At 49.0% G+C, this 18,762-nt stretch carries 16 protein-coding genes and 3 tRNA genes; 9 read left to right on the top strand and 10 right to left on the bottom strand.

Translation table 11 applies throughout. The features are described 5' to 3' along the window. Window positions 1-36 precede the first annotated feature (36 nt). From gmd to ITJ87_RS10645, 5 genes are all read left to right on the top strand, one after another. Window positions 37-1,113 carry a GDP-mannose 4,6-dehydratase gene (gmd, locus tag ITJ87_RS10665; RefSeq protein WP_117966577.1) on the top strand — a complete coding sequence of 359 codons (1,077 nt, stop codon included), beginning with the start codon at window positions 37-39 and terminating at the stop codon, window positions 1,111-1,113. A 26-nt stretch (window positions 1,114-1,139) separates the two neighbouring features. Further along, on the top strand, window positions 1,140-2,216 hold the full coding sequence (locus ITJ87_RS10660; RefSeq protein WP_117966580.1) for a GDP-L-fucose synthase: 1,077 nt from the start codon (window positions 1,140-1,142) through the stop codon (window positions 2,214-2,216). 20 nt (window positions 2,217-2,236) lie between these two features. Continuing rightward, a complete protein-coding gene (locus ITJ87_RS10655) occupies window positions 2,237-4,651 on the top strand; it encodes a TonB-dependent receptor (protein ID WP_117966583.1) in 2,415 nt (804 codons plus the stop codon). A gap of 101 nt (window positions 4,652-4,752) precedes the next feature. After that, a complete protein-coding gene (locus tag ITJ87_RS10650) occupies window positions 4,753-6,411 on the top strand; it encodes a long-chain fatty acid--CoA ligase (protein ID WP_117601488.1) in 1,659 nt (552 codons plus the stop codon). Window positions 6,412-6,432: 21 nt separating this feature from the next. Further along, on the top strand, window positions 6,433-7,719 hold the full coding sequence (locus ITJ87_RS10645) for an LA_2272 family surface repeat-containing protein (protein WP_117966586.1): 1,287 nt from the start codon (window positions 6,433-6,435) through the stop codon (window positions 7,717-7,719). Window position 7,720: 1 nt separating this feature from the next. Here the strand turns inward: ITJ87_RS10645 and ITJ87_RS10640 are convergent, their stop codons facing one another. The 9 genes from ITJ87_RS10640 to ITJ87_RS10600 all read right to left on the bottom strand — a co-directional run bounded on the left by ITJ87_RS10640 (window position 7,721) and on the right by ITJ87_RS10600 (window position 14,739). After that, window positions 7,721-9,709, bottom strand: a complete 1,989-nt coding sequence (locus ITJ87_RS10640) for a fructose-1,6-bisphosphatase (protein WP_117966589.1) — start codon at window positions 9,707-9,709, stop codon at window positions 7,721-7,723. Between the two features lie 55 nt (window positions 9,710-9,764). Further along, window positions 9,765-11,435 carry a putative transporter gene (locus ITJ87_RS10635; protein ID WP_117966592.1) on the bottom strand — a complete coding sequence of 557 codons (1,671 nt, stop codon included), beginning with the start codon at window positions 11,433-11,435 and terminating at the stop codon, window positions 9,765-9,767. 93 nt (window positions 11,436-11,528) lie between these two features. Then, window positions 11,529-12,542 (bottom strand): inorganic phosphate transporter, encoded by a 1,014-nt coding sequence (locus ITJ87_RS10630; RefSeq protein WP_117601485.1) that lies wholly within the window; start codon window positions 12,540-12,542, stop codon window positions 11,529-11,531. 12 nt (window positions 12,543-12,554) lie between these two features. Beyond that, complete coding sequence (locus ITJ87_RS10625) at window positions 12,555-13,202, bottom strand: DUF47 domain-containing protein (protein ID WP_057088281.1); 648 nt, start codon at window positions 13,200-13,202, stop codon at window positions 12,555-12,557. A gap of 28 nt (window positions 13,203-13,230) precedes the next feature. Continuing rightward, window positions 13,231-13,878, bottom strand: coding sequence for a DedA family protein (locus ITJ87_RS10620; protein ID WP_005828039.1), 648 nt, complete (start codon window positions 13,876-13,878; stop codon window positions 13,231-13,233). A 95-nt stretch (window positions 13,879-13,973) separates the two neighbouring features. Then, window positions 13,974-14,387: a hypothetical protein gene (locus ITJ87_RS10615; protein WP_005828038.1), complete on the bottom strand. Its 414-nt coding sequence runs from the start codon at window positions 14,385-14,387 to the stop codon at window positions 13,974-13,976. Window positions 14,388-14,486: 99 nt separating this feature from the next. Beyond that, window positions 14,487-14,558, bottom strand: a tRNA-Glu gene (locus tag ITJ87_RS10610). Between the two features lie 15 nt (window positions 14,559-14,573). Then, a tRNA-Lys gene (locus tag ITJ87_RS10605) sits at window positions 14,574-14,646 on the bottom strand. Between the two features lie 3 nt (window positions 14,647-14,649). Next, window positions 14,650-14,739, bottom strand: a tRNA-Ser gene (locus ITJ87_RS10600). Between the two features lie 228 nt (window positions 14,740-14,967). Between ITJ87_RS10600 and ITJ87_RS10595 the strand changes: the two genes are divergently transcribed. From ITJ87_RS10595 to ITJ87_RS10580, 4 genes are all read left to right on the top strand, one after another. After that, entirely contained in the window at window positions 14,968-16,317 is a 1,350-nt protein-coding gene (locus ITJ87_RS10595) for an MATE family efflux transporter (protein ID WP_117966595.1), read from the top strand. Between the two features lie 87 nt (window positions 16,318-16,404). Next, window positions 16,405-16,989: a Crp/Fnr family transcriptional regulator gene (locus tag ITJ87_RS10590; RefSeq protein ID WP_117966598.1), complete on the top strand. Its 585-nt coding sequence runs from the start codon at window positions 16,405-16,407 to the stop codon at window positions 16,987-16,989. A gap of 144 nt (window positions 16,990-17,133) precedes the next feature. After that, window positions 17,134-17,367, top strand: a complete 234-nt coding sequence (locus ITJ87_RS10585; protein WP_117601480.1) for a phage integrase SAM-like domain-containing protein — start codon at window positions 17,134-17,136, stop codon at window positions 17,365-17,367. Window positions 17,368-17,389: 22 nt separating this feature from the next. Further along, window positions 17,390-17,812: a BT0820 family HAD-type phosphatase gene (locus ITJ87_RS10580; protein ID WP_117601479.1), complete on the top strand. Its 423-nt coding sequence runs from the start codon at window positions 17,390-17,392 to the stop codon at window positions 17,810-17,812. 187 nt (window positions 17,813-17,999) lie between these two features. Here the strand turns inward: ITJ87_RS10580 and ITJ87_RS10575 are convergent, their stop codons facing one another. After that, window positions 18,000-18,761: a creatininase family protein gene (locus tag ITJ87_RS10575; protein ID WP_117966601.1), complete on the bottom strand. Its 762-nt coding sequence runs from the start codon at window positions 18,759-18,761 to the stop codon at window positions 18,000-18,002. Window position 18,762 lies beyond the last annotated feature (1 nt).

Here is an 18,762-nt window from a genome sequence, read left to right as displayed (position 1 = left end):
CAGTCCGAAAAGACATAATAACAAAAAGCATACATTATGAAGAAAGCCCTTATCTCCGGCATTACCGGGCAGGACGGCTCGTTCCTTGCCGAATTCCTCCTGCAGAAAGGATATGAAGTGCACGGTATCCTGCGCCGCTCTTCCTCTTTCAACACCGGCCGCATCGAACACCTCTACTTCGATGAGTGGGTACGCGACATGAAACAGAAACGTACCATTAACCTGCACTATGGAGACATGACAGACTCCAGCTCTCTCATCCGTATCATCCAGAGTGTGCAGCCGGACGAAATATATAACCTTGCCGCCCAAAGCCATGTCAAAGTGTCCTTCGACGTGCCCGAATATACCGCCGAAACCGATGCCGTAGGCACCCTGCGCATGCTCGAAGCCGTACGCATTCTCGGTATGGAAAAGAAGACACGCATTTACCAGGCCTCCACTTCCGAGCTTTTCGGAAAAGTACAGGAAGTGCCGCAAAGCGAGACAACCCCGTTCTATCCCCGCAGTCCTTATGGCGTAGCCAAACAATATGGCTTTTGGATTACAAAGAACTACCGCGAAAGCTATGGCATGTTTGCTGTAAACGGCATACTCTTCAACCACGAGAGCGAACGCCGAGGTGAAACCTTCGTAACAAGAAAAATCACACTGGCGGCTGCCCGCATCGCCCAAGGCTTCCAGGACAAGCTGTATCTGGGCAATCTGGATGCCCGGCGCGACTGGGGATATGCCAAAGACTACATCGAGTGCATGTGGCTCATCCTGCAGCACGACACCCCCGAAGACTTCGTCATTGCCACCGGAGAAATGCATACCGTACGCGAATTTGCGACACTGGCATTCCGGGAGGTAGGCATCACTCTGCGCTGGGAAGGCCAGGAAGTGGATGAGAAGGGTATCGACACACAGACCGGAAAAGTCCTCGTGGAAGTCGACCCCAAATATTTCCGGCCTGCCGAAGTGGAACAATTGCTGGGCGACCCCACCAAAGCAAAAACACTGCTGGGATGGAATCCGAAGCAGACCAGTTTTGAAGAGTTGGTACGCATCATGGCAGAGCACGACATGAAATTTGTGAAGAAACTGTATTTAAGAAGCAAAGAGCTTTGAATGAACTATTAAACTTTCAGACAATAATGTTAGACAAAAATGCCAAAATATATGTAACAGGCCACCGGGGACTGGTAGGTTCTGCCATCTGGAAAAATCTTCAGGAGAAAGGATACACCAATCTCATCGGCAAGACCCACAAAGAACTCGATCTGCTCGACGGAGTTGCCGTACGCCGCTTCTTCGACGAGGAGCAGCCTGAATATGTATTCCTTGCCGCCGCTTTTGTGGGTGGCATTATGGCCAACAGTATCTACCGTGCCGATTTCATCTACAAGAACCTGCAGATACAGCAGAACGTTATCGGCGAAAGCTTCCGCCACGGAGTGAAAAAGCTTCTCTTTCTTGGCAGTACCTGCATCTATCCCCGTGATGCCGAACAACCGATGAAAGAAGATGCACTCCTCACTTCTCCGCTGGAATACACTAACGAGCCCTATGCCATCGCCAAAATAGCCGGACTGAAAATGTGCGAAAGCTTCAATCTTCAATATGGTACGAACTACATTGCCGTGATGCCCACCAACCTTTACGGCCCCAACGACAACTTCGACCTGGAACGCAGCCACGTGCTCCCCGCCATGATACGCAAGATACACCTTGCCCACTGCCTGAAACAAGGCGACTGGAATGCCGTACGCCACGACATGAACCTGCGTCCGGTAGAAGGCATCAACGGCGACAGCAGCAAAGAGAACATTCTGAATATCCTCCGGAAATACGGCATCAGAGAAGAAGAAGTGAGATTATGGGGTACCGGCACCCCCTTGCGCGAATTCCTCTGGAGCGAGGAGATGGCAGATGCCAGCGTCTTCGTCATGGAACACGTCGACTTCAAAGATACCTTCAAGCCGGACGACAAGGAAATCCGCAACTGCCACATCAATATCGGTACGGGCAAGGAAATCACTATCCGCCAGTTGGCAGAACTGATTGTCAACACCGTAGGTTATCAAGGCCGGCTGACCTTCGACACTTCCAAACCCGACGGCACCATGCGCAAACTGACCGATCCCGGCAAGTTACATGCATTGGGATGGCATCATAAGATTGATATCGAGGAAGGTGTGCAACGCATGTACCGATGGTACTTGGGAAAGTAATTAGTGACGTCTGATTAGCCATGAATGTCATGCGGCACAAGGTGGGGGCTGTATTGTTTATATTGCTGATACTTTTATCAGGTATCAGCCCAACCGTACATGCCATGATGGTTCCCGTGACCTATTCCGTTCGCGGCAAAGTCATCGACAGACAGTCCAGACAACCCGTGGCCTACGCCAACGTTTTCGTTGCCGGTATCCCCGGGAAAGGGGCTTCCACCGATTCACTCGGCACATTCAAGATAGAGCAGGTGCCTCCGGGCATTTATAGCCTTGAGGCATCCTGCATAGGATACCAGACTGTTTCCACCCCCGAATATATCGTTTCAGCCTCAACTCCGCTCATTGAGATAGAGATGGAAGAGGATGCCAATCTGCTGAACACAGTAGTGGTGATGCCTTCCCCCTTCCGGCGAAGTATCGAAAGCCCGGTCAGCATGCGTATCATCGGCCTGCAGGAAATAGAGAAAAGTCCCGGAGCCAACCGGGATGTCTCGCGCATCGTACGCTCCTATCCCGGTGTCTCTTTCTCTCCCATCGGCTATCGAAACGACTTGATTGTTCGGGGCGGTTCTCCTTCCGAAAACCGCTTTTATATGGATGGCATCGAAATTCCCAACATCAACCACTTTGCCACTCAAGGTGCATCCGGAGGACCGGTAAGCATTGTCAATGCCGACCTGATACGCGAGATTACATTTTATACGGGCGCCTTCCCCGCCAACCGCTCCGGAGCCTTGAGTTCCGTCCTCGACTTCCGCCTCAAGGACGGCAATCCGGACAAGCAGGCGTTCAAAGCCACCATCGGTGCATCGGAAGTCTCGCTCAGCGGAGCAGGCCATCTGGGGCAGCGCACCACTTATCTGTTCTCCGCACGCCAGTCCTACCTGCAACTTTTGTTCAAGGCTTTGGGACCGCCCTTCCTGCCCAATTTCATTGACGGACAATTCAAAACAAAAACCCGTTTCAACAAGCACAGCGAGCTGACCCTGCTTGGTCTCGTAGGCATTGACAAGATGAAACTGAATACCGATGAAAAAGGAGAAGATGCCGAATATCTGCTCAGCTATCTCCCCACCATCCATCAGGAAACATTCACTCTCGGAGCCTCTTACAGACACTACAATGGAAGACACGTGCAATCCCTTATACTGAGCCATAACTACCTGAACAACCGCAATCTGAAATACCGCAACAACGATGACTCTTCCGAAGACAACCTGACCCTGCGCCTACGCTCCACAGAGCAAAAGACCACCCTGCGTTTTGAAAACCAGACGCGCTTGGGAGCATGGACCCTAAAAGAAGGAGCAGAACTGAACAACTCCATCTATACAAACCACAGCCGGCAAAGACTATACGGCAGTCATTCGGGTACGCTTTCCATCTACGAAACCTCACTCAACATCTTCGGCTGGGGGGCTTTCTTCTCTTCCGACTATACCACCGCCGACAAGCGTCTGGCCCTTTCCGCCGGTATCCGTATGGACGGCAACACTTACAACCGAAAGATGCGGCAGCTATGGAAACAGTTCTCCCCACGCCTCTCTGCATCCTACAAACTCTCGGAACAATGGACCCTGAGCGGAAGTACCGGCCTCTACCACCAATTGCCTCCCTACACCGCTTTGGGATATAAAGACAATGAAGGGCAATATCTCAACAAAGGCCTAAAGTACATGCAGGTCTTTGAAAGCAGCCTCGGTCTGGACTGGCACCTGCAAGACCGGTTCATGGTTTCTGCAGAAGGTTTCTTCAAGCGTTACAGCCGTATGCCACTTTCCCTCCAAGACAACATTCCGTTGGCATGCAAAGGAAACGATTACGGTGTCACCGGCAACGAAGCACTCGTCCCTACAGCCAGCGGCAGGGCCTACGGACTGGAAACCATGTTCCGCTGGCAGGCATCCGGCAAGTTCAATCTCGTATCCTCCTTCACCTTATACCGCAGCGAATACCGCAACCGTTCAAATGAAGACTTCATTCCATCTGCCTGGGACAACCGTTTCATACTCAACATGAGCGGTACATACAACCTGCCCCGGCGCTGGAGCATAGGAGGCAAGCTAAGCTATATAGGCGGCAGCCCCTACACTCCCTATGATGAAGACAAATCATCACTCGTAGAAGCATGGGATGCCAAAGGACAGCCCTACTACGACTATGCGTACTATAATACCGGGCGGCTGCCCAACTTTGCCCAGTTAGACTTGCGTGTGGACAAGTCCTTCTATTTCCATCACTGCATGATAGGAATCTACCTGGACATACAGAATATCACCGGCAACAAACTGAAACAGCCGGATGTGATAATGAGTACGGGCATCATCGAAAATCCGTCTGCTCCTGTTGCCGAACAGCGCTATAAAATGAAATACCTCAAGCAGGAAAGCGGCACTATCCTGCCTACTTTAGGTATAACTGTCGAGTTTTAGCAAATAGCCGCCATAAAAACTATTTTCCTTATAAAAGTTTGCTTTCTATATATAAACCCTTATATTTGCACAATTTTCAATCAAATGTGCAATTAAATATCATGGAACAAAGTTTTATCGCCTATATAGAGAATAGCATAAAGGAAAATTGGGATTTAGACGCTCTGACCGACTACAAGGGAGCAACCCTACAATATAAGGACGTAGCCCGCAAAATAGAAAAGTTGCATATCATTTTCGAGGCAAGCGGCATCAAGAAAGGCGATAAGATTGCCGTCTGTGGCCGCAACAGTTCCCACTGGGGCGTAACATTCCTCGCGACATTGACCTACGGTGCGGTAATCGTCCCCATCCTTCACGAGTTCAAGGCAGACAATGTACACAACATCGTGAACCATTCCGAAGCCAAACTGCTTTTCGTAGGCGACCAGGTTTGGGAAAACCTCAACGAAAGTGCCATGCCGCTGCTGGAGGGCATCATGATGATGGCAGACTTCTACATTCTTGTCTCCCGCAGCGAAAAGTTGGACTATGCCCGCGAACATCTCAACGAAATGTTCGGTAAGAAATACCCCAAGAACTTCCGCAAGGAACATGTCAGTTATCACAAAGACCAGCCCGACGAACTGGCGGTCATCAACTATACATCCGGCACCACCAGTTACTCCAAAGGAGTGATGCTGCCCTACCGCAGCCTTTGGTCAAACACCACTTTTGCTTTCGAAGTATTGCCGCTGAAAGCCGGTGACAAGATTGTCTCCATGCTGCCAATGGCACATATGTACGGACTTGCATTCGAGTTTCTGTATGAATTCGCCGTAGGTTGCCACATATTCTTCCTCACTCGCATGCCCAGCCCCAAAATCATTTTCCAGGCTTTCACCGAAGTGAAGCCTAACTTGATTGTGGCTGTTCCGCTCATTATCGAAAAGATTATAAAGAAGAGTGTACTGCCCAAGCTGGAAACTCCCGCCATGAAGCTGTTGCTGAAAGTACCCATCATTAACGACAAGATAAAAGCGACCGTACGCGACCAGATGATTCAAGCCTTTGGCGGAAACTTTACAGAAATCATTGTAGGAGGAGCTGCCTTCAACCAGGAAGTGGAGCAGTTCTTAAAGATGATAGATTTCCCCTATACGGTAGGCTATGGAATGACGGAATGCGGCCCCATCATCTGTTACGAGGATTGGACCCGCTTCAAACCCGGTTCTTGCGGAAAGGCCGCACCGCGTATGGAGGTGAAAATCCTATCATCCGATCCCGAAAACATTCCGGGAGAGATTGTCTGCCGTGGTCCCAATGTCATGCTGGGTTACTACAAGAACGATGAAGCCACCGTGCAGGTACTCGACAAAGACGGCTGGCTGCACACCGGAGACCTTGCCCTGATGGATGCCGAAGGCAACGTTAGCATCAAGGGACGCAGCAAGAACATGCTACTCGGCCCGAGCGGTCAGAATATCTACCCGGAAGAGATAGAAGACAAACTGAACAATATGCCGTACGTAGCCGAAAGCATCATCGTGCAGCAGAACGAGAAACTGGTAGGTCTGGTTTATCCCGACTTCGATGATGCCTTTGCCCATGGGCTGAACAATGACGACATCGAACGCGTCATGGAGGAAAACCGTGTGGCACTGAATGCAGAACTGCCCGCATACAGCCAGATATTCAAAATGAAAATCTATCCTGAAGAATTTGAAAAAACGCCGAAGAAATCTATCAAGCGCTTCTTGTATCAGGAGGCCAAAGGATAAAGCCAATAGGGTTCAACCAATATGAAACAACTCCTTTTATTCTTCTTTACATCCCTGCTCATTGCAGGGACAACTCTTGCCCAAGAACATAATCCGGGCAGCGTACAGCCGGACACGATTCAGAAATCCTCCGAAAATACTTTCCGGAAACAACACTCTCCACGAACAGACCATGGCCCGGTAGGTATCAATATCTCCTTATGGAAAAACATCTCCACACAGCGGACTGACACCGTAGGAAGCACCTGCTTCAATCTGGGTGTGTTCTCCTCCATGAACCGTCTGAATGGTCTCGGCATGAATATTCTTGGCAGTGTAACCGGCAGGGATGTGAACGGTGTACAGATGGCAGGTCTGTCAAATATGGTGGGGGGAAGCATGCGAGGCGTGCAGATAGCAGGAATTACCAACATCAATGGTAACAACCTTATCGGAGTATCCGTTTCGGGACTGGTAGGTATCAACGGAAATCATGCGCAAGGCATCATTATTTCCGGTCTGGCAAACATCAGTGGAGACTATAATCGTGGCGCTTCCATAGGCGGCTTGTTGAATATCAGCGGAGAAGGTGCTTCCGGCATACACTTTGCCGGACTCGCCAATATTTCCGGCGGAAATTTCAAAGGATTTTCAGGGGCCAGCCTGTTAAGTGTAATCGGTGAAGACTTGAATGGCATGCAGATGTCCGCCCTTGCCAACATCACCGCCGGAGATATGACCGGTGTTCAGGTTTCCGGCCTGGGCAATGTGGTGGGTGGTACAGCCCGGGGATTACAAATAGGCGCTGCCAATATGGCTATACGCGCCAAAGGGCTTCAAATAGGTCTATTCAACTACTACAAAGAGAAATTAGACGGTTTCCAGTTGGGATTAGTCAATGCCAATCCCCAAACAAAAGTTCAACTGATGTTTTTCGGTGGTAATGCCACCAAGCTGAATGTAGGTGCCCGTTTCAAGAACCGGCTCTTCTATACCATCCTCGGCGGCGGCACCCATTATCTGGATTTCGGCGACAAGTTTTCCGCTTCCCTCTTCTACCGTGCCGGTCTTGAACTACCGCTCTACAAACAGCTGTTTATCAGCGGAGATCTGGGATACCAACATATAGAAACCTTCAAGAACAAGGACTACGGCATTCCGGCACGTCTCTATGCCCTCCAGGCACGTGTCAATCTGGAATACCACCTGACCGACCGCTTCGGCATATTCCTCACCGGCGGTTATGGCGGCAGCCGCTACTACACCCAAGGGAAAACCTATGACAAAGGCATCATTGTAGAGGGCGGGGTGACGATACTGAAATTATAAATTATTGTTTCTCCTTAATCAGCCCCGTCCTATACGCCACCAGCAGTTTCATCAAATCCTGAATCTGCGTAACGAGTTCACTTCCTTTGTCCGTATCCTTCACCATCATACGCTGCGAATTGAATTCGACAACCAGGGTTGTCGACTTGATGTCTTGCCCTTCTTCAATGGCTTTCTGACGGCTCTGGAACGGTTCATGCTGCACCAGTTGCAAGCCATGGGAATGATATACCAGCGTATATCCCGCAATTCCCGTTTCCGGCTGATAGGCTTTTGAAAAACCACCGTCAATCACCAGCAGCTTACCATCCGCTTTGATAGGCTTCTCACCTTTAATGGTCTTTACCGGTACATGCCCGTTGATGATATGCGAGTGTGGCCCCGGCTTCACGCCGAACTCTTCAAGAATGCGGTCACACACCGCCGCTTCGTTGCGCAAGGCATAGTAATGTCCTTTCGTCTCCTTATGCAATGTTTTGTCGGCCACAAAATAGCGTTCAAAGGTAGCCATCTTGTCTTTATCGAAGGAAGGGGCATCCGGTCCGCACCACATGTACCAGACATAATCCAGTGCAAACAGTTTCTCGTCCGAACCGTCCTCGTCAAAGTAAGCGGTACGTATCAGCTGGTCGGTCTTTTTCAGCAACTTGCGTCCCCAGTATTCCTTTTGGCCGATGCGGACATGTTTGAAACTGCCGTCCGCATTCAGAGGCACGGAAGCATGATAAAGCAGGTTACTGTTGCACACCAGATACATGCCGCCATACGTAAACAAACAGCGCATGTGCTTCTTCATCTTCTCGCTGTTCATGAAAGAAGAATGAATCCGATGCATCAATTCACGCTCTTCGTCCGACAGACGATACGGGTCCGCCGGGTCTACGGTGGGAAAATTCACATCGCGCAAAGGATATTCCTTACCTTCGTATACAAACACACCACGTTCGAAATCCACCAAATGCAGCAGTTTCCGGTTCTCCATACCGAACTCTGGACGACGGCTGATGATTTCCGCCTCCAGTTTCAACTGGATAACCGTAATCGCCTTGTGCATCTGTGTAATCAGCCGCAAGGTCTTCTCATTGTATTCCGCATCGGCAAAGTTCATTTTCGGCGCAAAGATAGTGCAAGGGTCATCCGCATAGGTATCCATGGCAAACGTCGCAAGCGGCAACAGATTGATGCCATAACCATCCTCCAGTGTTGCTAAATTGGCATAGCGCATCGACATACGGATTACGTTGGCTATACAAGCATCATTACCCGATGCGGCACCCATCCACAGAATATCGTGGTTACCCCATTGGATGTCGAAATTATGATAATCGCAGAGAGTATCCATGATAATATGCGCACCCGGTCCGCGGTCGTATATATCGCCCACGATATGCAGCGAGTCGATGGTCAGACGCTGGATAAGGTTGCACATCGCCACAATAAAGTCATCCGCACGCTTCGTAGAGATAATGGTACTGATTATGACATTGATATAGGCATGTTTGTTGGGTTCGATGCTCGATTCGTGCAACAGCTCTTGAATGATATACGAGAACTCTGCCGGAAGTGCCTTGCGTACTTTCGAACGGGTATATTTGGACGAAACGTTCTGGCATACTTTTACCAACTGGTTCAGTGTTATCAAATACCAGTCATCCAGGTCCGTTTCCTGCTCCTTGATAAGTTGCAGCTTCTCTTCCGGATAATAAATTAACGTACAGATTTCCTTCTTCTCACTTTCGCGCAGCGTATGCCCGAATATTTCGTTCACCTTACGTTTCACTGCCCCCGATGCATTCTTCAGCACATGCTGAAAAGCCTCATACTCGCCATGAATATCCGTCAGAAAATGCTCTGTACCTTTCGGCAGATTTAGAATAGCCTCCAGATTGATGATTTCCGTACTGGCATCAGCAATGGTAGGAAAACTGCGTGATAATAATTGCAAATAACGCAAGTCATTGACAATACTTTCCGGAGTTATATTTCCCATAGTTATTTAATTGAATAATTGATAGTTGATAATTAATAGTGCCCTCCATTCCCCATTATCCATTAATGAAGAACATGAGCAGCACTTGGGCTATGATTACCCGTAGAAACATACACAGCGGATAGACCGTAGCGTACGCTACAGACGGATTGTCTCCCGGGATGGTGTCGTTGGCGTAGTTCAGCGCCATGGGGTTTGCCATGCTTCCGCACAGCATACCTGCCATTGTTCCGAAATCTATCTTCAGCCACTTGAAGGTAACGATACCCATAATCAATACCGGAACCACAGTCAGCGCAAAACCTATGGCAATCCATAACAGTCCTTCCGGCCGGAATACCGTATCGAAGAAATGGGCACCCGCATCCAGTCCCAGGCAAGCCAGATAAAGAGACAACCCCAATGCGCGGAGCATCAGGTTCGCACTGCGCGTAGTATAAGTCACCATGTGCATCCTCGGACCGAATGTCCCGATAAGAATACCTACGATGATAGGACCTCCTGCCAATCCGAGCCGTACGGGAGCGCTGATGCCGGGAATGGAAATAGGAATCGCTCCCAAAGCCAGACCGATGACAATGCCGATAAATACCGCCACTAGGTTCGGTTCCTTCAGGCTTTTCACTGCATTGCCCAGCACCTTCTCCACATTTTGTATGGCAGCGGCTTCGCCCACTACGGTCAGGCGGTCACCCAATTGCAAGGTCAGTTCCGCTGTGGCCAACAACTGCACGCCACTGCGATAAACTCGGCTGATATTGATACCGTAATGATTACGCAGATGGAGAGAGCCCAGCTTCTTGCCGTTCAGCTCCGGACGTGTCACCACGATACGTTGCGAAATCAGCTGGCTGTCAATGGCATTCCAGTCTATATCTTCCTTGTTCCAGTCGGTATGCTCCTGCTCGCCGAAGAGCACGGTCAGTGCCGGTGTATTTTTCTCCGAGGTAATCACCAGCAGGCGGTCACCTTCCTTTATAATCTTTTCCGAAGTAGGAATACTCACATTCCCATCCCGCCACAAGCGGGAAATCACAAACTTCGGATAGCTGTTCAGCCCGCCTATTTCCTTGATACTCTTGTTGAAGATGGCAGGATTGTGCACCTGGAACGCAACAATATAAGGCTTGTTCACGTCATCCTTCTCTTTCAATTCCAGGTCTTCCTTATGCGCCAGCGTCTTACGGATGAACAGTACGGCCAGAATGACCCCTACCACCCCCAGCGGATATGCCACCGCACACCCCAAAGCAGGTGTACTGGTCTCCAATCCCATCTGTTTCAATGTCTGCTGTGCCGCACCGAGTGCCGGTGTATTTGTCGTGGCACCACAAAGTATGCCCACCATATCCGGCAGGGATACTCCCAATCCATAGCTGCCCACTACAGTCAGCAGGGTGCCGATGAGCACTACACCCGTGGCGAGCATATTCAGCTGTACCCCTCCTTTACGGAAAGAACTGAAAAAGCCCGGTCCCACCTGCAAACCCAAGGCATACACAAATATCACCAGCCCGAAGCTTTCCGCATAATTCAGCATCTGCGGGTCTATGGACAACCCGAAATGCCCGGCAATGATGCCGGCAAAGAATACAAACGTCACTCCCAATGAAATGCCGCAAACATGTATCTTTCCCAATCCCAATCCGATAGCGGAAATCAACGAAAGTACCACAACCGCCTGCAAAGCGGAGTGTTCAACGAATAAACTATATAGCCAGTCCAATGTGCATTCTATTTTACAGTTTCAAGCTGCAAAGATAGTGCAAACCTAATGCAAAATAAAACGAACCCGTCTATTTTTTATGCGGCAGCACTTCTAAAAAAGAGATACGATACAATAAATCCCTGCTGCCAGCAAAGCACTGACGGGGATAGTCAGCACCCAGGCGGTCATCAGACTCTTCGTAACTCCCCAGCGTACGGCCGAAAGCCGCTTCGTGGCCCCTACCCCGATAATGGCTCCTGTAATGGTGTGTGTCGTACTCACCGGAATCTTCAGATACTCCGTCAGATAGAGCGTAAACGCACCGGCAGTTTCCGCAACCACCCCTTCCAGCGGCGTCACCTTCGTAATTTTGGTTCCCATGGTCTTCACAATCTTCCACCCACCGGACATAGTACCGAGTGAAATGGCCGTAAAACAAGAGAATGCCACCCAGTCCGGCAGGTCATCAATACTGTTTATCCCCATTCCCAATCCTTCCGAATGTCCGGCTATCATGGCCGCAGCAATGATACCCATTACCTTCTGTGAATCATTCAGACCGTGCCCGATGCTGAACAAAGCCGAAGACACCAGCTGCAGTTTCTTGAACCACAACTCGGCCGTATGAGGATGCGCCCTGCGGCAAATATACAAAACCAACAACGTAAAACCGAATGCCACCACCATACCAATCAAGGGAGCCAGAAAAATGAATGCCGCAATCTTCAGAATGATACTCAACTGGATGGCCTCAAAACCGTGTGCCATGATGGCAGCTCCGGCAAAACCTCCGATAAGCGTGTGCGAAGAAGAGGAAGGGATTCCCTTCCACCAAGTGAACAGATTCCAGGCAATGGCCGCAATCACGCCGGCCAGAATGATAGGCAAAGTAATGTAAGGCTCCATCACCGTTTTCGATACGGTGTTGGCAATGCCGAAACCGCCGATGACACACTTGGCGATAAAAAAGGCCACAAAATTGAAGAAAGCCGCCCATATCACCGCCTGAAACGGTGTAAGCACTTTGGTAGACACAATGGTGGCAATAGAATTGGCCGCATCATGAAAACCGTTGATATAATCGAATATCAGAGCCAGTACAATGATAATCACTAATAGTTCCATGCGTCCGTTCGTTTATGCGTATTTCACAATCAGGCTCCTCAAAATCTTGCCCACGTGTTCGGCTGCGTCCGTCGTTTTTTCCAACTCATACATAATCTCCTTGATTTTGATGAGTTCAATGCAGTCCTTCTCTTCTTCAAAAAGCCTGGTGATGAAAAATTCATAAATATCATCTGCCCGGTTTTCTATGTCATGCATCTGGTTGCAATATGCGCGCAGCTTATCCGGACTCTTGCGGAATGCCTCCAGTTCATCCATGGCCTGGCCGATGAGGGCCGCTTCTTGTTGAACCATATGTCCCAGCTCTTTCCCCTTGTCCGAAATAGGATGCGGATTATAGATAGTGATACGCTTGGCACAGCTGTTTATTCCATCAATCACATCATCCATGCCCGAAGCCAGGTCGTGGATATCCTCCCGGTCAAAAGGAGTAATGAAAGTAGTGCCCAGTTCATCCAGAATCAGATTGGTCAGCTTATCGCCCTCGCGCTCCAAATCTTTGATTCGTTTATAATCTTCCGCCCTCTTCTCAGGCGAGTCATGGCCCAATATTTCTATCAACAAAGCCGACGAGGACAATAAAATCTCAGACAATTGCTTCAGCAAAGGAAAGAATTTCGGTTCTTTCGGTGTGAACCGGCTAAAAAAAGAATTCTTCATAATGGATAAATGTACTAAGTATATTAATTTATTTTTGTTTTCGTTGTTTCAGTCTTGCACGCAGCACTTCTACCACGGCCGGCAGTATGGAAACCACAATAATGGCCACAATCAGCAGTTTGAGGTTCTCTTGTACAAACGGAAGGTCACCGAAGAAATAACCCGCATAACAGAAGATGGCAATCCAGCAGGCGCCCCCAATCAGGTTGTACAGCATGAAGTAATAGTAATGCATCTTACCCATCCCCGCCACGAATGGCGCAAACGTACGGACGATAGGCACAAAACGAGCTATGATAATTGTCTTGCCTCCATACTTCTTATAGAACTCATGGGTCTTGTCGAGATGGCTTTGCTTGAATATTCTGGAATCGGGATTATTGAAGAGCCTTTGCCCGAAGAAATGCCCTATCATGTAGTTGCAAGAGTCGCCCAATACCGCGGCAACAAACAATATCAAAGCCAGCACATTGACCTCGAGAGGCATGTCGGGCAGTGCGGCAATAGCTCCCGCCACAAAAAGCAGGGAATCGCCCGGCAGGAAAGGTGTGACCACCAGCCCCGTTTCGCAGAAAATAATCAGAAACAATATGGCATACGCCCACATATGATATTCCTGCACTATATCAATCATATACTGATCGATATGGAGAATAAAATCTAATAGAAAATCCATTATATATTGATTATCAGTACTTAAAAAATAGAGAAAAACTCGGCATGGGGAGACGGGCAATCTCTCTGGCTCCCGAAAGAGAGGAAGGGAAAGTACTAAATAAGAATACGCCTCAGCGTATATACATAATATCTATATGAAATCTTATGGGGATGGAAAGTAAAGGGGAAAGAAGTTGTCTTTTCTTCCGGGAGCAGAGTTTTCAGGGTTCTCGCAACCTTGGCGGCAATGAAGTCCGGATTAAGCCTCAACAATTTCGAGCAAGAGGCATGCCGTAATGAGAAGGTATTTCCTATGCAACCGGCATCTGCCAGGCAATTATAATTCGCGTCCTCCCCTTTTTCCTGGCATTGTCTGCCATCTGCCCCCGACAAGCTGTGCTGGGCTCCGGAGAAATAATGCACATCCGCAGTAGGGAGTGTCTTACATCCCTCCATATCATCAGAAACGGAAGTGAACTTCGATATGAGGAACAACCCTAACAAGATATAGAATATACATTTCGCCATAGCGGGTGCAAATATAGAAACTATTTTCGGATTACAACAGAAAAATGAAAAACAAAAAGCGGTTAACCGTTTCATCAGTCAACCGCTTTCTTGTTTTTGTAGTGGGTACGAGAATCGAACTCGTATACCATGCGTGAGAGGCATGTATCCTAACCGTTAGATGAACCCACCCTCGCATTTGTCTTGTACACCCTCAGGGATTCGAACCCTGGACCCACTGATTAAGAGTCAGTTGCTCTACCAACTGAGCTAAGAGTGCATCTGGCGGAAGCTGGGGGATTCGAACCCCCGGTACGGTTACCCGTACGTCAGTTTAGCAAACTGGTGGTTTCAGCCACTCACCCAAACTTCCTTTTTTATAACCAGCATTCTTTTCAAATGCGGTGCAAATGTAGGGCAAACTTTTGGACTGTGCAAATCTTTCCTACATATTTTTTTCACCGTTTTCATACAATTTGAGATAACACGTTAACACTCAAACCCTAAAACAAGAAAAAAAATTTGATACATATCAAACCGTCCTTTTCAACCTTTCCTTATCTTTGCGCGATTTTTAAAGTATAGTGCACATACACGGACAATGATACAACAAGAAAGCCTGAAAAAGCGGCTTGCCAAGCTGGCCGCCCCCATTTTTATAGAGACACTTCTCATCATGATGCTCGGTGCGGTGGACACCATCATGCTGAGCCGCCACTCGGACAACAGTGTTGCCGCCGTAGGGGTAGTCAACCAAATTATCATGCTCACTTTCCTCGTTTTCGAAGTCATCAACCTCGGAACGTCCGTTCTGTGTTCCCAGTATCTCGGTGCGAAACTACACAAGAAAGTAGTGCAAGTAGTCGGCGTATCCATCCTCGTCAACCTGGCGGTAGGTATCACGGTCAGCCTGGTACTGTTCTCCTGCGCCCATCCCATCCTCCGGCTGATGGGGCTCACCGCTGAACTGATGCAGGACGGCATGGACTATATGCGTATCGTAGGCGCTTTCGCCTTCTTCCAGGCACTATCCCTCACCCTCTCCGCCTCCCTGCGCAGTGCCAACAAGGCCATCTACCCGATGATGGTCACCGTCGTAGTCAATATCCTCAATATCATCGGCAACTACTCCCTCATCTTCGGCCGCTTCGGCTTTCCGGAACTGGGCGTGGAAGGCGCCGCCATCTCCACAGCCTTCAGCCGGGGTGTCTCCATGATTATACTGTTCGTCATACTGTTCCGCAAGCACATCCACCGTTTCCCACCGGCATACTTCCGCCCTTTTCCGTGGATAGAACTAAAGAACCTGATGAAGGTAGGCCTGCCCTCCGCCGGCGAACAATTGTCGTACAGCTCGTCGCAAGTCGTCATCACCTACTTCATCAACATGCTGGGAGTGGAAGCGCTCGCCACCCGTACCTATTGTGTCAACATCATCATGTTCGCTTATCTGTTCAGCATCTCCATGGCACAAGGCGGCGCCATCTGTATCGGGCATCTGATAGGCGAGAAGAAACCTCACGCAGCCTTCCTTATGGGAAAATACGTCATGAAGAAATCCGTCATGATTACCGTCATGCTGTCCTGCATCCTCGCCCTTTCGGGGCATGCCATCTTTGGCTGGCTCACGTCCAATCCCGACATCATACGCATGGGGGCCACCATCCTTATTATAGATATCCTCCTCGAAATTGGACGCCCCATCAACATTTTCGCCACCAACGCCCTTCGTGCAGCAGGCGACGTCAACTATCCTTTCTATGTAGGCCTGGTAGTGCAGTGGAGCGTGGCTGTAGGAGCGGGATACCTTTTCGGAATCCCCCTCGGATGGGGTATCTGCGGCATGTGGGTAGCCTTCCTATTGGACGAGAATATCCGTGGATTCATTTTCGTCCGCCGTTGGTATGGCATGAAATGGGTAAACAAAAGCTTCATCCGAAATTGTTTTTAATTCCAAAAGTCCTATCTTTGCTCCCCGAAAGCAGAAGCGGACCGAACTTTACCGGTCTTGCTTACCGAACAAATAAATCATGGTCTTATGGATGCATTATTGAAAGAAACCGTAGACGCCACTGTCAATTCCCGTTATCCGAGTATGGCCCCCGAAGGAAGAAAGCTGATAGAGAAAATCCTCATCCGCAAGGAAGTCGAGAAAGGCGCATTGTTACTCAATGAAGGGCAGGTAAGCCATAATATCGTACTTGTAGGAAAAGGTATGCTGCGCCAATTCTATTATAAGAATGGCAAAGACGTCACCGAGCACTTTTCCTATGAAGGCTGCATCATCATCTGCATCGAAAGTACTCTGAAGCAGGAACCCACCCATCTCATGATTGAGGCGCTTGAGCCGAGCGTCGTATATCTGTTGCCGTACAACAAGCTGTTGACGCTCACCGAAATTTCATGGGAAATAAACATGTTCTACCGAAAGATTCTGGAATATTCCCTGATTGTCTCACAAATAAAGGCTGATTCCTGGCGATTTGAGACTGCACGCGAACGCTACACCCAACTCATGGAACAACAGCCCGAGGTCATCAAGCGGGCTCCTTTGTCGCATATTGCGTCCTATCTGCTGATGACCCCCGAAACACTGAGCCGGGTACGTTCGGGCATACTGTAACCCTCCTCCTGTCTGCCCGAAGGCCACATATCTGAGTTTTATACGGAAACCCCTCTTTTCTTCCTGAAGAAAAGTTCCACCGGGACGAAATCTTTTCAGTCCCGGAAGCGTTTATATGCAATTCTAAAACTTAAAATTCAGATTATGACTTCTATATATACATTTACAAGTTCACTGATACGAAGCATAAGGCAAACCGGACGCTATAGCACCTCCGGCATATACACCAGTACACTGAACAGTTTTCTCCGCTTCACCGGCAACCGTTCCATCACCTTTGAAGAACTTACCCCCAACCTCATCAAGCAATACGAAGACCGGTTGCTCGGCGAAGGGCGGCGCCACAGGCGGTCAAGGATAATTTTCTCCACAGTCTGAAACCAATAAAAGCTATTCATTTATGACCATAGCCGTTGATTTTGACGGTACCATTGTAGAACACCGCTACCCCCGGATAGGAGAAGAAATTCCCTTTGCCACCGCTACGCTGAAGATGCTGATAAACGAGCGTCACCGGCTGATTTTATGGTCGGTACGTGAAGGGAAGCTCCTGGAGGAAGCTGTGGAATGGTGCAGGGAACGGGGTGTGGAATTCTATGCCGTCAACCGGGACTATCCGGAAGAAGACATCGCACACACCGGTTTTTCACGCAAAGTAAAAGCCGATCTCTTTATCGATGACCGCAACCTGGGCGGACTGCCTGACTGGGGAAGCATTTACCGCATGATACATGACCGACTGACCTACGAAGAACTGTTTCGCGAAAACAGTGAACCGGTCCGGCAGAAAAAGAAAGGCTTTTGGGCACGTTTGAAAAAATAATATCCAAAGGAGATTTTTGACTTATGTCAATTCATAACCCGTAAAAACCTTCTAATTTTGTACTCGAAATAGAGAAAGATTAGTTTTTGTAAGAGTAAAGAGATTAGTTTTTAGGGTGCACTTAAAAAATAGGCAATATCCACAACGGTTATTGCCTATTTTTATATATAGCCGGAAGCCAAGTATATCAATACAAACTTCCCTGACCGACTTCCTTAAAGAGCTTCGCCAACTTCTCCACCACCGGCTTCATATAACGTTCTCCTTTCTCGGCAGAAGCTTTTTTGGGGTTCCCTACCCCGCTGTCGACTGTAGCCTTATCCCAATGGCGGGGAGCCCAGCCAACCTTTTCATTCAAGGAAGGAATGGCAAACGGGTGGGATTCTCCGTCACCGGCCTCAGCCAGATTCACCAGCTCGGGATGGTAATGCATCATGACGGAAGTCTCAGACTCGCCGGCATGGTCGTCGACAGCAGCCTCAAAGTAGTCTTTGGGAGAGACGATGCTGAACCAGTCGGCAGCGATAATCAGAAAATCGGGATATACAAACGCCAGGTCACGAATCATTCCCTTGAAGTTGTTGCCGCCATGACCGCTGAGAATAATCAGCTTGCGCATGCCTTGTGCATAGAGGGAGGCAACTATGTCTTCCAAAATGGCCTGCTGGGTGGAGTAGCGCGTATGAATGCAGAACGGAAGTTCGCGCTGCCCCGGATTGTGTGCACCGAAAGGTACGGGAGGCATCACCATGCAGCGTACACCGGAATTCTGCAAAGCCAGCGCAGCCGCGTCTACAGCAATGTCATGCGGCAAAATACAATCAGTGAGATAAGGCAGATGCAGATTATGGGGCTCCGTAGCTCCCCACGGCAAGATGACAACGTCATACTTCACTCCTTTCACCTTTCCATAGCAGGAAACAGTAAGGTCAATTTCTCTTTTTTCCATG

The sequence above is a fragment of the Bacteroides sp. HF-162 genome (assembly GCF_015679285.1).
GTDB classification, from domain to species: domain Bacteria; phylum Bacteroidota; class Bacteroidia; order Bacteroidales; family Bacteroidaceae; genus Bacteroides; species Bacteroides uniformis.
The sequence above is the reverse complement of the archived record's forward strand: the minus strand, read 5'-3'. Positions and strand labels throughout refer to the sequence as shown.

Coding starts and splice junctions, on each gene's coding strand:
- ITJ87_RS10590 (WP_117966598.1), top strand. CDS start 16,405: ATGGATGCATTATTGAAAGAAACCGTAGACGCCACTGTCAATTCCCGT.
- gmd (WP_117966577.1), top strand. CDS start 37: ATGAAGAAAGCCCTTATCTCCGGCATTACCGGGCAGGACGGCTCGTTC.
- ITJ87_RS10580 (WP_117601479.1), top strand. CDS start 17,390: ATGACCATAGCCGTTGATTTTGACGGTACCATTGTAGAACACCGCTAC.
- ITJ87_RS10655 (WP_117966583.1), top strand. CDS start 2,237: ATGAATGTCATGCGGCACAAGGTGGGGGCTGTATTGTTTATATTGCTG.
- ITJ87_RS10650 (WP_117601488.1), top strand. CDS start 4,753: ATGGAACAAAGTTTTATCGCCTATATAGAGAATAGCATAAAGGAAAAT.
- ITJ87_RS10640 (WP_117966589.1), bottom strand. CDS start 9,709: ATGGGAAATATAACTCCGGAAAGTATTGTCAATGACTTGCGTTATTTG.
- ITJ87_RS10575 (WP_117966601.1), bottom strand. CDS start 18,761: ATGGAAAAAAGAGAAATTGACCTTACTGTTTCCTGCTATGGAAAGGTG.
- ITJ87_RS10595 (WP_117966595.1), top strand. CDS start 14,968: ATGATACAACAAGAAAGCCTGAAAAAGCGGCTTGCCAAGCTGGCCGCC.
- ITJ87_RS10630 (WP_117601485.1), bottom strand. CDS start 12,542: ATGGAACTATTAGTGATTATCATTGTACTGGCTCTGATATTCGATTAT.
- ITJ87_RS10620 (WP_005828039.1), bottom strand. CDS start 13,878: ATGGATTTTCTATTAGATTTTATTCTCCATATCGATCAGTATATGATT.
- ITJ87_RS10645 (WP_117966586.1), top strand. CDS start 6,433: ATGAAACAACTCCTTTTATTCTTCTTTACATCCCTGCTCATTGCAGGG.
- ITJ87_RS10625 (WP_057088281.1), bottom strand. CDS start 13,202: ATGAAGAATTCTTTTTTTAGCCGGTTCACACCGAAAGAACCGAAATTC.
- ITJ87_RS10660 (WP_117966580.1), top strand. CDS start 1,140: ATGTTAGACAAAAATGCCAAAATATATGTAACAGGCCACCGGGGACTG.
- ITJ87_RS10615 (WP_005828038.1), bottom strand. CDS start 14,387: ATGGCGAAATGTATATTCTATATCTTGTTAGGGTTGTTCCTCATATCG.
- ITJ87_RS10585 (WP_117601480.1), top strand. CDS start 17,134: ATGACTTCTATATATACATTTACAAGTTCACTGATACGAAGCATAAGG.